The sequence below is a fragment of the Bacteroidota bacterium genome, assembly GCA_030706745.1.
In the GTDB taxonomy this organism is placed as follows: domain Bacteria; phylum Bacteroidota; class Ignavibacteria; order Palsa-1295; family Palsa-1295; genus PALSA-1295.
In genome coordinates this window covers 19954-33544 of the sequence record JAUZNX010000009.1, presented here as the reverse complement: position 1 = coordinate 33544, position 13591 = coordinate 19954, and the positions used below count along the sequence as shown (strand labels likewise).

The 13591-nt window shown below is 55.0% G+C and carries 8 protein-coding genes; 5 read left to right on the top strand and 3 right to left on the bottom strand.

The window, feature by feature from the left end; genetic code table 11:
* The first annotated feature begins 5 nt into the window (after positions 1-5).
* Positions 6-1532: an NADH-quinone oxidoreductase subunit N gene (locus Q8902_10905; GenBank protein ID MDP4200064.1), complete on the top strand. Its 1527-nt coding sequence runs from the start codon at positions 6-8 to the stop codon at positions 1530-1532.
* 49 nt (positions 1533-1581) lie between these two features.
* Here the strand turns inward: Q8902_10905 and Q8902_10900 are convergent, their stop codons facing one another.
* Complete coding sequence (locus Q8902_10900; GenBank protein ID MDP4200063.1) at positions 1582-4755, bottom strand: M1 family aminopeptidase; 3174 nt, start codon at positions 4753-4755, stop codon at positions 1582-1584.
* 266 nt (positions 4756-5021) lie between these two features.
* Here Q8902_10900 and Q8902_10895 point away from each other — a divergent pair, with 266 nt between their 5' ends.
* From Q8902_10895 to Q8902_10880, 4 genes are all read left to right on the top strand, one after another.
* Positions 5022-6515 carry a TolC family protein gene (locus Q8902_10895; protein ID MDP4200062.1) on the top strand — a complete coding sequence of 498 codons (1494 nt, stop codon included), beginning with the start codon at positions 5022-5024 and terminating at the stop codon, positions 6513-6515.
* Positions 6512-7594, top strand: a complete 1083-nt coding sequence (locus Q8902_10890) for an efflux RND transporter periplasmic adaptor subunit (GenBank protein ID MDP4200061.1) — start codon at positions 6512-6514, stop codon at positions 7592-7594. Before Q8902_10895 ends, Q8902_10890 begins: the two co-directional genes overlap by 4 nt.
* A gap of 30 nt (positions 7595-7624) precedes the next feature.
* The gene (locus Q8902_10885) at positions 7625-10834 is read left to right on the top strand and encodes an efflux RND transporter permease subunit (GenBank protein MDP4200060.1); all 3210 of its coding nucleotides are present in this window, start codon (positions 7625-7627) and stop codon (positions 10832-10834) included.
* Between the two features lie 62 nt (positions 10835-10896).
* Positions 10897-12804, top strand: a complete 1908-nt coding sequence (locus tag Q8902_10880) for a glycosyltransferase family 39 protein (protein MDP4200059.1) — start codon at positions 10897-10899, stop codon at positions 12802-12804.
* Here the strand turns inward: Q8902_10880 and Q8902_10875 are convergent.
* Together Q8902_10875 and Q8902_10870 are read right to left on the bottom strand one after the other, a co-directional pair.
* Entirely contained in the window at positions 12801-13172 is a 372-nt protein-coding gene (locus tag Q8902_10875) for a hypothetical protein (protein ID MDP4200058.1), read from the bottom strand. The two genes, Q8902_10880 and Q8902_10875, sit on opposite strands and share 4 nt — an antisense overlap.
* On the bottom strand, positions 13169-13576 hold the full coding sequence (locus Q8902_10870; protein MDP4200057.1) for a hypothetical protein: 408 nt from the start codon (positions 13574-13576) through the stop codon (positions 13169-13171). The genes Q8902_10875 and Q8902_10870 overlap by 4 nt, the downstream gene beginning before the upstream one ends.
* Between the last annotated feature and the right edge of the window lie 15 nt (positions 13577-13591).

Genomic DNA, 13591 nt, shown 5'->3' with positions numbered 1-13591 from the left:
AATCTATGCCATTTCAAGTTAGCGCTCGAGATTTTTATGGCGTCATGCCGCTCCTGATCCTTGCGGGGACAGGATTGGTTGTGCTCATGTGGGACGCATTCGAGAAAGTCCCGTCCAGAATTCCGCTCTTCCTCACGCTGTTGGGCGCGGTGGCAGCGGGTGCCGCAGGTATTGTCAACATGGATAATACTGGCCACATTTTCAACGGCATGATTCTTAATAACGGCTGGGCGAATTATTACTCAGTGCTGTTTTCGGTCGGAGTCATCATGGCGAGTCTGCTGGCCGAACGGTATCTTCGGGATGAAGAGATTTTGGTTGGCGAGTTCAGCGCACTGGTCCTTTTCTCCGCTTGCGGCATGATTATGCTCGCCTCGGGTAACGATCTCATCGTGACGTTCCTCGGTCTGGAGACAATGTCCATTGCGTTCTATGTGCTCGCGGGTTTGTTCCGCCGCCGTCGAGAGTCGAACGAAGCTGCACTCAAGTACTTTCTGCTCGGCGCGTTTTCGACCGGATTCTTCCTCTATGGTATCGCTCTGATATACGGCACGTTCGCCACGACGAACCTGGATGCGATCACCGCTGCGCTGTCCATTCCTACCACAGCGAATAGTGCGCTGAGCAGCCCGATGTTCTGGATGGGTGTTGGCATGTTGCTCGTTGGATTCTGCTTCAAGATTGCAGCATTCCCCTTCCATCAATGGGCGCCGGATGTGTATGATGGCTCCCCGACCGTTGTCGCGGGCTTCTTCTCGACCGCAGGCAAAGCCGGTGCATTTGCTGCGCTGGTGCTCATCATCAACATCGCGATGGGACCGTTGGCGAACGACCCCGCGGCGTACCACAAAATGCAGATGGTGCTTGGTATCCTGGCGCTCGCATCGATGTTCTATGGCAACATCACAGCGCTCGCACAGACCAACATCAAGCGTATGCTCGCTTATTCGAGCATCGCGCATGCGGGTTATATGCTGCTTGGCGTCGCCGCGATGTCGCGACAAGGAGCAACCGCCGTAACAATCTATCTCACGGTCTATACCTTTATGCAGATGGGCGCGTTCGGGGTTGTTGGACTGCTCGAGCGAGAAGGTGGCAAGGGGCTCGACCTAAACGACTATGCCGGACTTGGCCGCCGACGTCCCTGGGTCGCATTTGTTATGTCCATCATGATGCTATCGCTCACTGGGATTCCGCCGTTCGGTGGCTTCTTCGGAAAGTACTATGTCTTTACGGCCGCGATTGGCAGCGGATTGACACTGTTTGCGATACTCGGTATGGTCGCCACGCTCATTTCTGTATTCTTCTATCTGCGGATTATGGTCGTAATGTACTTCCGTGATGCGGAAGCCATCGCCCACGATGAAGTGGAGCAGGGAATCGTAGTTGGCAGCGGCGGCGCTCTTTCCGTCAGCGGGGTAGGCACGATCACCGCATGGGTCGCTTTGGCCATCGCAACGGTTGGCATCTCGATCCTCGGCCTCCTCCCCTCAATCCTGACAAACCTCTCGCAGAGCTTTTACGCACGGTAAAGCAAATTAGACCGTAGTGGCGCGGAAATAGCGCCACTACAGCAACACCCTAGAAGTCCTGCCGCACCATTCCGACAACACGGAATGCGAGTTTGCTCTCGCCGACCGGCGGTTTATCGAGATAGATGGGAAAGTCGATCTGGAAATTAGCCCGCTCAAGATCGATATCGAGCGCGCGCTCCATTCGCCCGAAGAGTCCTTCCCATCGCAGTCCAATACCGAGATCGCTCTTCAGCTCATCATGAAGGTTGTTCGCATTCACATCATTGGAGACGACACCCGCATCGGCGAATAGCACAAGACCAAATGGCTTGAAGATATTGCCAACGATTGGTATCTCTCTTAGGAGGCTGAACGGAAACATCGAGTAATTGCTAATCTCGAACGTCCCACTTGCGGCAGCGCGGCCGATGTCATTGCCACGACCAACGTATCCTCGCACGAGCGGACCGCTCACCGTCGCATTGCGAATTTTGTCCCGCACGCCCGAGCCGAAGTTCGAGCCGTAAAGATCGGTGAAGTGATCGAGATCGCTTGGACTCGCGAGTTGGAACATGGTCTGCGCGGGGATGGAACCACCAGCTGGTTGCTCGCTGCCACCGAACAGCCTCGCGAGCGCCGACCAATCGGAGGTGATGCGCTGGCGGTCGATTAGCAGTCCAGCAATCTTCGTGTAGGTGTTGCGTGGATCGCCTAAGCCATCTTCGAACTGTGCGGCGATTGTGACGTGGTTGGTTGGGCCAGATGCACTCACGGAATAGCCAACGTGTCCGCGATTGAGAGGTGGCAGGGCAATTACATCCTGGCCAATCAAATGAGCGCCTGAAACATCGACTCCCCCTTCGAAGATATCGATAGGCTCGGTTGTTCCAGGCCTGTTTACGAGATAAGAAAATTGGAATCCCAGATACTGAAATCCGTACTTCTGCGGATAATCGGCAGGCGCGAGCAGTAGGTCAAGATCGGTTTGAGGCGAGAGGCAATCGAGCACGGTATGATACTGCAGCGCAGCACCATTCAGAATGTGATCGAAATGATTGAGGCTGACGCGCGGCCCGATTGCGATCCTGTCCGTGCGGTCAAGATAGCTGCCCAGGAAGGTCCAGCCCAACAGCCAGCCCGAAGAGAAGTCACCCGATAATGGCCAGACGTATGGCGCGGAGCGGATTGCATATTTATCAATCGGCTTGACATCGCCGAAGACTTTGGGAATCAGGCCAACTTCCATCGGCGGCAGCCAACTGCTCGTGTTGTTGAGCCTGTTGGTCTCCTTCAACTCGCGCGAGGGATTGATCTCGACACGAGTTGGATGTTTTGCGAAGGTGTAGGTGTATGTCCGCTCATCCGCGACTGTCCGCAACCAATCATCGACAGGAATCCACCTTTGTTCGGTCGTGCCATCATCGAATGTAAAGACGAGATCGAGCGGCATGACGCAGCGCTGTTTTCTCGCGATAGTAACCTTCGCTATAAAGACAGTCTGCATGATGGGTATAACGGGGTCTCCTCCGGACGCCACCACCATTAGAGTGTCGCTGACATGGAAATCCTCGACTGCATAATCCAGCTTCCACGTCTTGTTGAACCACTCATCGAAGAACCAACGGAGATCGCCTCGGGCGCGGACGCGGTTCGTGTCCCCTTCGGTGCGCTCGATGTCCTCAGCGGCATTCAGCAGATCATCGGGATAGGGATGCTTGAAGCGCCAGCGCTGATAGTACAAGTGCATGAAGTCATCGAACGCCTTCTCGCCCATCGTATAGCGCAACATAAAGAACACGCTCGATGTGTGAGGATAGGTTGCCTCGGCATAATCGCGATAGCTGAGATAGGCGTCGGCTTTCTGCTCGCTCGGCTCCTGGTTGCCGATGAGTTGGTGCATCAGCGCATTGCGATAGTTCGCTGTACGTTCGTCGTCGTTAAAGCCAAGTCCGGGACCGAAAGAGTTATTCCACCGACCGAAGTATTTCTCCTGCACGAAGGTCGTGATGAACGTATTGAACCCCTCGTCCATGTAGCCGTAGTCGGTCTCGTTCGAACCCATCATCATCGGGTACCACTCGTGCCCAAGCTCGTGCATCATCGTGTTATGCTGCCAGTGATAGGTGGATTCGTTCTCGGACGGCCCAACGAAGACGATGCCGGGGTACTCCATGCCGCCTTCATACGTCTCGCATAAGAACATGTTGGGATAGGCATACTTACCTGCAAATTCCGAGTTTGTCTGTTCCGTAACAAGCACGATCTTCGCTGCTTCCTTGCTCCAGAATTCATGTGAGCTGTTCCAGTAGACCGCATGGTGCATTACGCCGCCATCGAAGACGGCATCCCAAATATAGGCTTCATCCGCGCACCAGGCAAAGTCTCGAACTGAATCTGCGTGAAATTTCCAGGTGCGGGTCGGCTCACCTTTCTTGATTGGAGTATTCTGGAAACTGGAGCGATCGGAAATGTGAACGATAGAATCCGGATGTGCGTGGGCAAAATCGAGATGCTGGTTGACCGAGTCCGGCAGGATGTCCTTCGCATTCGTCTGGAATCCCGTCGATACAACGGTGCTGAATCGCTCCGGCATCTTGAGCGAGACATCAAATGAGCCATAGTCCGTGTAGAACTCGCCCATCCCGATATACTGATCGGGATGCCAACCGTGATTATCATACACGCAGACCTGCGGATACCACTGCGCCGTCGCAAAATTGCGTGCGCCCTTGTCATGCCAGCCCCAGGTCGAACGGACACCATAGTTTGGAAAGATTGCATGCCACTCGAATCCGATCTTTCGCGTCGCGCCTGGCATGAGTGGATCGTTCAAGAAGACGCGCATGATAGTGTTGTCGATTTCATAGCGCACGGGGCGGCTATCTTTGCCACCATCTCCGACAGTCAGTGCTTTGATGTCGATACCGCCACGCCCATATTTCGAATCTGGCGAGTGATCGCGGTTCGGCGCGCGCTCACCGTAGCTGCCTGAGCGGAAGAGATTCCAGTAGAGATGGAAGTATAGCTCGTGGAGTGTATCCAGTGAGTTATTCGTGTAGAGTAGCCGGCCTTGCCCGCTGAGCGCGGGAGATGAGTAGTCATCCTCGAACGTGGCATCGAGCGTATAGTGGACACCCTGCTGAAAGTACGGAATGCCCGTCGCGGCCGACTGGGCGTGAAGGATCGAGCTGATACCAAGGATGAAGACGACAGGGATGGAGACAAGTAGTTTTAGACGCATGAGCAAAAATACGAAAGAACCCTGCGTGTAGGTGCAAGCTCCCGCTTGCACCGCTCTGACTGCGGCAAACGACAGGCATTCAAGCTGGGGCTCGGCCTCTATACGAGGTTGCGAATCCGTGCAACATCTTTAGCCTTCGTTGCTGTTTAGGGCCGCCGAAACGCGGACCGTCTCCGGACGTATTAGCTGCGGATTTAATGGCGGATGATCACTCATCCTTACCCGTGCAATAATCTTATCTCTCATTCGTCACAGACCGGATGATTTTGGCTCGTCAGCTCACAATGTTGGCTATTATCGCGCTTGTCGCGCCGCTCTCCCTGAGCGCTCAGCAGAGGGTGGATGATCGGTCATCCACCCGGCGTACCCTTTCGCTCGATGAGGCGATCGATGCCGCACTCCATCGCGGCGAAGAGGTGCAGATCGCGGAGGCCGGGGTCCGGGCGGCTGAAGGCGGCATTGCGGTTGCCACAAGCGGGATGCTCCCGCAGATTGCCGCCTCTGCCAATTACACCCGAACGCTGAAGTCTCAGTATAGCATGTCCACCAACGCACCGGACACGTCACAGATCTCGAAGGCGCTCTCATCGCTGTTTTCGAGCTTTCCATTTGGCAAGGAGAACGTGTGGACGCTCGGACTGACCGCCTCGCAAAGCATTTTCACTGGGGGTCGGCTTTCGGCCCAGCGCGAGGCCGCACAGGCACGGAAACGGTCGGCGGACATCGATCTTACGGCAGCGGAGGCCCAGGTCATGCTGAATGTGACTCAAAGTTATTACGACGCCGAGTTGTCTGACACATTAGTCCAAATCTCGCAGGACGCCCTGAAGCAGGCCGAGGAGGTGTACAAGCAAGTGCAGCTTGCGTATGAGGTAGGCGAAAAAGCCGAGTTCGATGCCCTGCGCGCGAAGGTCGCTCGCGACAATCAAATTCCGATCCTGCTGCAAAGCCAAAGCGACCGTGCCCAGGCGTACTACCGCCTCAAGCAATTGCTGAATTTCTCGCTCGACGATTCGCTTGTGCTCACCACCCCCGTGGTCGATTCGCTTGCGCGGTTTGCGTCACGAAGCGACACTGCTGAGGACGCGCGCGCTCCGGTCCGGCAAGCGATGGAGAATATCACGGCAAGCGACGCGCAGATCCGCATTGCCGAAGCTGCGCGCTGGCCCCAGATTACAGCGAGTTCGTCGTATTCACCGGTTGCGTACCCCAATCAGTTCTTCCCAAACAACAACGATTGGCTTTCGAACTGGACTGCGGGGGTTACGCTCTCGCTACCGCTCTATACGGGTGGGAATATCGGTGGCAACATCGATCAGGCACGCGCTACGCGCGATCAGGCCAGTGGCCGGCTCGAGCAGGCTCGCGAAGCAGCGGCCATGGATGCGCGAAGCTCCATTGATGCGTTGCATACATCTGAGGCGAACTTGCGCTCGACGGCAAGCACCGCATCGGAAGCTGCGCGCGCATACGAAATTGCACATCTGCGGTACACGCAAGGAATCTCAACTCAATTGGAGCTTGACGACGCACGCTTGCAGGAAGAGCAATCCCGCGCGAACTGGGCGCGTGCCGTCCGTAACTATCAGGTCGCGCGCGCAAAACTGGCGTTACTCAAGGACTTGCCGGTCAGCCCGGCACAGGCTGCCGCACCCCTGCAAGGAGCGGTTATGCAACAGTCTTCACCTTCACTACAGTCGTCTGCTGGTCCATCGGCCTCGTCCGCGATGGGAGGATCGGCGTCGCCTACGGGACAATGAAATACATTCCTTATCTTGTCATAGTAACGTTCATTTCGTTGGCGGCCTGTAAAAAGGCACCGCCACCCCCACCGCCGTCAGCGGTGCAGGTTGGCGCGGAAGGGTATGCCGTCGCGACTGAGGGCGCCATCGAGAGTGGCCCAAGCATTTCGGGCACGCTTGTTCCTCGCGATCAAGCGGTCGTACGGGCTCAGATCTCTGGCTCGGTGCTCAAGGTCTTTGTCGATCAGGGGCGGAATGTCAAGGCCGGCGAAATCATCGCGACGATCGACAATAGCGCCCTGGGTGAGGCCGTCCAAAGCGCCAGGAATGCTGTTACCAGTGCTCAGAATAGTTTGGATGTAGCGAAGCGTGAACAGGACCGTCAAGAGAAGCTGGTCACGGCGGGAGCGATCAGTGAGCAATCGGTCGATCAGGCGCGCCGCATGACGATCGCCGCGGAGGCTGCACTCTCGCAATCCAAAACGCAACTCGCGAACGCACAGAAGCAATTTTCCTACGCCACGTTACGCGCTCCTTTTTCGGGGGTCGTTAGCGAGAAAAATGTCGCCGCTGGAGACGTGGTACAACCCGGTACTCCGATGCTGACCATCGTCGATCCTTCGACGCTTGAACTGCAAGGTGCAGTACCTGCCAATGCGATCGGACTCGTGCATACCGGACTCGAGATTCAATTCAGCGTGACCGGCTATCCGGGAAGGCAGTTCCTCGGTAAGATCGCGCGGATTAATCCTGCCGCCGATCCCATGACGCGGCAAGTTCGCATTTATGCCGAAATTCCAAATACTGGACGCGCGCTGGTCGCGGGACTCTATGCGGAGGGCCGCGTTGCAAGCGAGCACAAGACGACGTTAATGTTGCCCGTGGATGCTGTCGATCGCAAGACGATCACCCCAGCGGTCATACGAATTGTAAACGACGTCGTGCAACGCGTGCCCATCACACTTGGGACACTCGACGAGCAGAACAATGTGATTGAAATCACATCGGGCATTTCGGTTGGGGATACCGTATTGCGTGGCCCGGCGCGCGATATTGGGCTTGGGACCCACATCAAGATCCTGCCGCCAAAGTCATAACGTCAACGCCGCAGCACTTTAGCACGTCGCATGTTTATTTCAGATTTTGCTATCAAGCGCCCCGTTGTCACGATCACGACGATGTTGGCGCTCGTCATCTTTGGCATTTTCGCGCTCAGGAGTCTACAGATCGACGAATTTCCCGACGTATCTGCGCCGTTCGTAATGGTGATGGTCCCGTACCCCGGTGCCTCTCCCGAGCAGGTCGAGCGTGAAGTCGTCGTCCGTATGGAGCAGGTATTCGGTTCGATCAGCGGAATGGACGTGATGAACTCGAAGTCGATGGACGGCTTTGCCATGATCACCTGCCAGTTCGTCTTCAGCAAGAATCCGGATCAGGCGATGCAGGACGTTCGAGATGCGATCAGTGGCATCCAAAACGATCTGCCGCTGGAGATGAAGCCGCCGATCCTGAAGAAGTACGATCCGGATGATTTGCCGATCGTTTCGCTGATCCTTCGCTCTCCTGGAATGTCGCCGGCGGATCTGACATCGATGGCCGATCCTGGTATCACGAAAGAAATTCGCGCGATCAATGGTGTCGCGCAAGTTACTGTTAGTGGGGCGGTCAATCGTGAGATCTCGGTGAACGTGCGGCCCGCGGATCTCGAAGCTAATGGCGTGAGCGTGGCGCAAGTCGTCCAGGCGCTCCAAACGCAGAATCTCGCAGCGCCCGTGGGCGCTCTCGAAAATCCGCAGGTCGAGCAATCGATTCGGCTGCAAGGCCGTATCGAAGATCCCGAGCAGTTTAAGCTAGTGCCTATCGCAACCCGCAACGGCCAGGTGGTGCGCCTTGGAGACGTTGCCGACGTCCGCGATACCGCGAAGGAAGCCCGTTCACTGGCACTCTTCAATGGTGTTGAAGCAGTGGGTTTAGATATCACCAAATCCAAAGGTGCGAGCACAGCAACCGTCTCGAACAACGTCAAGGCTGCGATTGATGATATCAAGAAGACTCTTCCACCCGGGACGTCGCTTGAAGTCATCAAAGATGCGGGCGAGCGTGTCACGCGATCGGTCAACAACGTGAAGGAGACACTCTTCGAAGGCGCATTTCTGACGGTGTTAGTCGTATTTCTCTTCCTTAATTCGTGGCGATCCACGGTCATAACCGGTATTGCGTTGCCCGTTTCGGTGCTGGCCGCGTTCATCGCAGTTATGGCGGCAGGCTTTACTCTGAACGTCATGTCGCTGATGGGACTTTCACTTGCCATCGGAATCCTGATCGATGATGCGATCGTCGTTCGAGAAAATATTGTACGACACGTAGAAATGGGAGAGGATCATTTCACAGCATCGCACACTGGCACAAATGAGATCGGACTCGCAGTGACCGCCACGACATTTTCGATCGTAGCAGTCTTTGCGCCCGTGGGATTTATGAGCGGCATTTCGGGGCAGTGGTTCAAACCCTTTGCTCTGACGATTGCATGCGCCGTAATGGTCTCGCTGTTCGTGAGCTTCTCGCTGGATCCAATGCTTTCGGCATACTGGCCCGATCCTCAAACGGAAGCACATGAACGCCGCAACTGGTTGGCGCGATTACTCGACCGATTCAATAATTGGTTTAACCGTCAGGCCGATAAGTACCGCAATGTTGTCGCCTGGGCGCTCGATCATCGATGGTCGATGGTCGGACTCGTCGTTGTCGTATTCTTCGGCGCAATCTTTTTGCAGGCGAAGTTTGGAGGCTCCGGCTTCGCGCCCAGCAGCGATCGTTCGGAGCTGACGCTCTCGGTTGAAACGCCGCCCGGTTCATCCCTTGACTATACGCGGTCGAAATGCGATGCGCTGACTAGTCTTATACGTGCCCACAAGGAAGTCCCGTACGTTTACACAACGATCGGAAATACGGCCAATGCCTTCGGCGGATCATCCAGCGCAGGGGACGTTACGCAGGCGAGCATCTATATCAAGCTGGTGCCCAAGAGCGATAGACATATCTCGGCCGATGCGTTTGCTGCAAATCTCCGGCAACAGATTACAGCGATCGGAGGCGTAAAATGCAACATCTTCACGAACCCGTGGGGGGCGACCCAAAAGGAAATCCAATATCAGATTCGCGGCACGAGCGATGCCAGTATGGAGCAAGCCGCAGAAATGATTGAAGATGTCTTTCATCACACGAAAGGCGCGGTCGATGTGGGTCTTTCGACAAAGGGCCAGAAGCCAGAGGTTGAAGTTAATCTCCGACGTGGATTGATTGGCACAATGGGACTATCGGTTGGGCAGACCGCCCAATCACTCATGCCCGCATTCGCCGGGCTTAAGACGGGTGATTGGGTCGACCCCAACGGCAAGACCCGCGACGTCACGGTGCGGCTCGCAGCCTCATCGCGTGCGAATGTATCGGATCTTCTGAAAGTACCAATTGTCGTCGGAGGCGCTGGTGCCGGTGGAACAGCCACGCCAGGGATCGTGCCAGCCGTCGGGACGCAACAAGGTTCGGCCGTCCTGCCACTCGGTCAAATTGCAGATATTAAGGAGGGCGTGGGACCTGCCGAGATCGATCATCTCGATCAGGACCGGGTGATCAATGTGGAGGCCAATACTTCCGGCCGTTCGCTTGGTGAAATTCGAACTGACCTTCAGAACGGCATCGCGAAGCTTCAATTGCCAGCAGGGATTCAAATTTCTAACGGTGCGCAAGCCAAGAATCAGGATGAACTGGCGGGTTCGATGGGCGCAGCGCTTGGCCTGGCGATTCTTCTCATGTACTTAATCCTTGTCGTGCAATTCGGCTCGTTCCTCGATCCGTTGGCTATTCTCATCTCGTTGCCGCTTTCGCTGATCGGCGTCGTACTGATGTTACTGGCCACGGGCGACTCGCTCAATATCATGTCGATGATCGGCGTGATGATGTTAATGGGCGTGGTGGCAAAAAATGCTATCCTCCTCATTGACTTCGCAAAATGGCAGCATGAAAAGGGTATGCCGCTTCGGGAGGCGCTCATAGAGGCTGGACGGATCCGCTTGCGTCCGATTCTGATGACCACGCTTGCTCTCATTGCGGGCATGCTACCAGTCGCAATCGGGGCTGGTGAGGGTGCCGATTTCCGCGCGCCGCTCGGCCGGGCAGTCATTGGCGGAGTAATTACTTCCACGATTCTCACACTCGTTGTGATTCCCACCATTTATGAACTGTTCAGCGGTTGGAGAGACCGATTCCGCGCACGGTTTGGCCGTAAGGCAACGGCACATGCTCCCGCATCGGTTGAGGCTGCCGTTCTCGAAAGCTAAGCCGAATCACGGAAGAGATGCTCTTGCCGAACAACTGATAAGCGCGCGCGGTTAGCATTTCGATGCAAAGCGTTTGGGACGAAGCGCATGATGACTTGAAGCCGAGAGTCCACGAGTCAGGGACGGTCAGCGTGCATGCCAGTGATACTGGCGCGCTTGGTTCGCTGAGTTACCGCGACCCGTTGGCAATTCTTGGGACCATGCCGTATCCAGAAGAGCCATGGTGGCAGAGACTCTCACCCTCCACCATCTTCGTTCTGCTAGCTTCGGCGATTGCAGTCTTGTTTCTTGGTCATGAACTTCTGATCGCGGGTGATTTGGGGTTCCCAAAGGATCAGGCATGGACGGATCAAGTCTATGCTCGCAATTTTTTCCATCACATCGATTTCGAGTTCAATTCCGGCGATCGGACCGCAAGTCCGTCCGCGCCGTTTTGGATCGTATTTCTCTCGTTCGGACTTGGACTGTTCCACGATCCGCTCATTGCCGGAAAATTACTAGGCGCGGTATTTCTTTTCTTGGCCGGCTATTATAGTTTTCGCGCCCTGAAGGCCATTGGGATTGAGCATGCTGCCGCTCTGCTCGGCGGTACTCTCATCATGACAGCCCCCGCAATGGCCTGGGCGGAACTCTCGGGATTGGAGACCTGCCTGGCCTCGGCACTTATCCTTGGTGCTATATGGTGGCTGGTTGCCGGAAGCCGAGAACACGAGAAACATCATTGGACGCATGGCGCGATCGCTGGAGGGATCTTTGCGCTTGCAGCACTTACTCGACCAGAGTCCGCCATTATCTTTATCACAGTCTTGATCAATGCGCTCTTCACTTCCCCGCGTCCATGGAAGAATGCGGGTATTATGCTGAGTGTATTTGTGCTCACGATCGCGCCAATTGGAATAACGAACTTCGCTATTGGAGGGACATTTCTACCGCCATCATTTCTCACGGGAATCACAACATCCTCGGCGATCTCCCTAATAGGAAGTGGTGAGTTTCAGAGATCGGCCTCGCAGATCTTCTTGAGTGTTGTTGGTATTTTGGTAATGATTCGCGACGTGTATCTTCCCGAGAATCCTCTCTGGATCATTACGATCCTGCTAGCGTTCATCTCGCGTTGGAGGCGTCCGCTCATTCGCCGCGATGCGGTCGATTCACTTCTTTCGCTCGTGGCATTGGTTCTGGTAATCTTCCCGTACATAAGGGCTTTGCTGTTTGGGACGAGTGCGTCGGGCACTAGTCACGAATCGGCAACTGCCTTTGTGCTTCCGCTCTATCAACTTGCTGGTATTCTTTCGCTTGTGGCACTGGTTCGTCGGGAGTTGTTTCGTTCAGTTACGACAAAGCAGATCCTTTCGGTCATGGCAATTGCGGTCTTGGCATTGGGGCTGACTCTGGGTCTTGGTTATGAAGCGTGGAATGCTCTCGAGTTCGTCCTTCTGTTACTTCTGACCGGCTTGTTCTATATGATTGCCCTGCGCCATGCCGGCATTCGGCTTGGCAAACCAGAGTTGGGTCACATTGTGCTCGAAGCAGATAGAATGAAAATGACGTTTCATCGTGATGAAGATATGGGTGCCGCGCAATTGTCGGAACCCACGATCAGAGTGTTGCGTGGAGTGCTGTTGATAGCGCTGGCAGCAAATATGGCACTATTACCGCACGTCGCGCACAAGTTCGGGCATGATGTCCAGTTGGCCAATACGACGGAAGTCAAGATGGCGCGTGTGATTGCCAGTATGACTCAGCCGAATGATATTATCGCGACCAACGCGCCGGGGGCAATGGGATTCTTCTCGGAGCGACGTGTACTCGATTTGAGCGGTACACTGATGCCGATGGATGATTTCTCATCGGCCAAATATCTTGCCTGGTTTGGCGATCCTCAGACAAAACCGGAAAAGTCAGCCCTGAAGCAGGAGTTCGCGATCGATTCTAAAGCCGTTCTCTATCGATATATCGGGTGGCCTTAAGATCTCGGCCCGTAGGCTACGACCTCAATAGAATCCATCCCATAGCTGTTCGAGGTGATCGTGATTGTAGCACGATTCGTATCGGCCGACATGTGGGATGGCAGCACAGAAATCTGAATGTTGGAATGGTCACCGGTCGTATCCGGCGGGAATTGGAGCCACGCCGAAGCAGAGCTCGGAGTAATCTTTGAAGTCCAGGTAAATGGACATGTGCAGGAATGCGTAATCGATATCGTCGAACCAGAATCACCCTTGGCAAACACAACGGAGCGCGGACTTACAGTCATATACTCTTGTGTGATTGGAGGATTGGTCAGACAACCAGCCACAACTGGGGATAATAGGAAAAGCAGACGGAGTAATTTCATAGTGATGTAACATCCCTTTCTCGTTTAAGCGCGTCAGCGGCATTGACCGTGTCGAAAAAACTCGAATGGCGCTTTCGTCCCGAGCGTTGCTTGCGTTTTCGGACCTTCAGTACGTAGAGCGTCTGATTCAAGGCCAGTGTTAGAGCGAAGGGCACAATGAATGAGGCAATAGTAAGGACCAATGAAGTCGAATCGTCGCTGGAAGGCCGCCGAAGAAAAACCCAGTGAAAAAATGATGTGAAGAGTGCACCGGCTACAAGCGATATCGCCCAGAACCATGGCTTGAGGTAGTGCTGGTAATAAAAGAGGCCCATAATCAGGCCAAAGAACATGCCGATGATCCCGACTGAAATGCCGTCTGGGATTACGAAGTCCTTGCCTTTGAGAAGAATAAATGCAATCATCGCAGCCTGGGGCTA

Excerpts from the sequence above, each read along its gene's own strand:
- Q8902_10905 (MDP4200064.1), top strand. The coding sequence starts at position 6 with ATGCCATTTCAAGTTAGCGCTCGAGATTTTTATGGCGTCATGCCGCTC.
- Q8902_10900 (MDP4200063.1), bottom strand. The coding sequence starts at position 4,755 with ATGCGTCTAAAACTACTTGTCTCCATCCCTGTCGTCTTCATCCTTGGT.
- Q8902_10890 (MDP4200061.1), top strand. The coding sequence starts at position 6,512 with ATGAAATACATTCCTTATCTTGTCATAGTAACGTTCATTTCGTTGGCG.
- Q8902_10885 (MDP4200060.1), top strand. The coding sequence starts at position 7,625 with ATGTTTATTTCAGATTTTGCTATCAAGCGCCCCGTTGTCACGATCACG.
- Q8902_10880 (MDP4200059.1), top strand. The coding sequence starts at position 10,897 with ATGCAAAGCGTTTGGGACGAAGCGCATGATGACTTGAAGCCGAGAGTC.
- Q8902_10875 (MDP4200058.1), bottom strand. The coding sequence starts at position 13,172 with ATGAAATTACTCCGTCTGCTTTTCCTATTATCCCCAGTTGTGGCTGGT.
- Q8902_10870 (MDP4200057.1), bottom strand. The coding sequence starts at position 13,576 with ATGATTGCATTTATTCTTCTCAAAGGCAAGGACTTCGTAATCCCAGAC.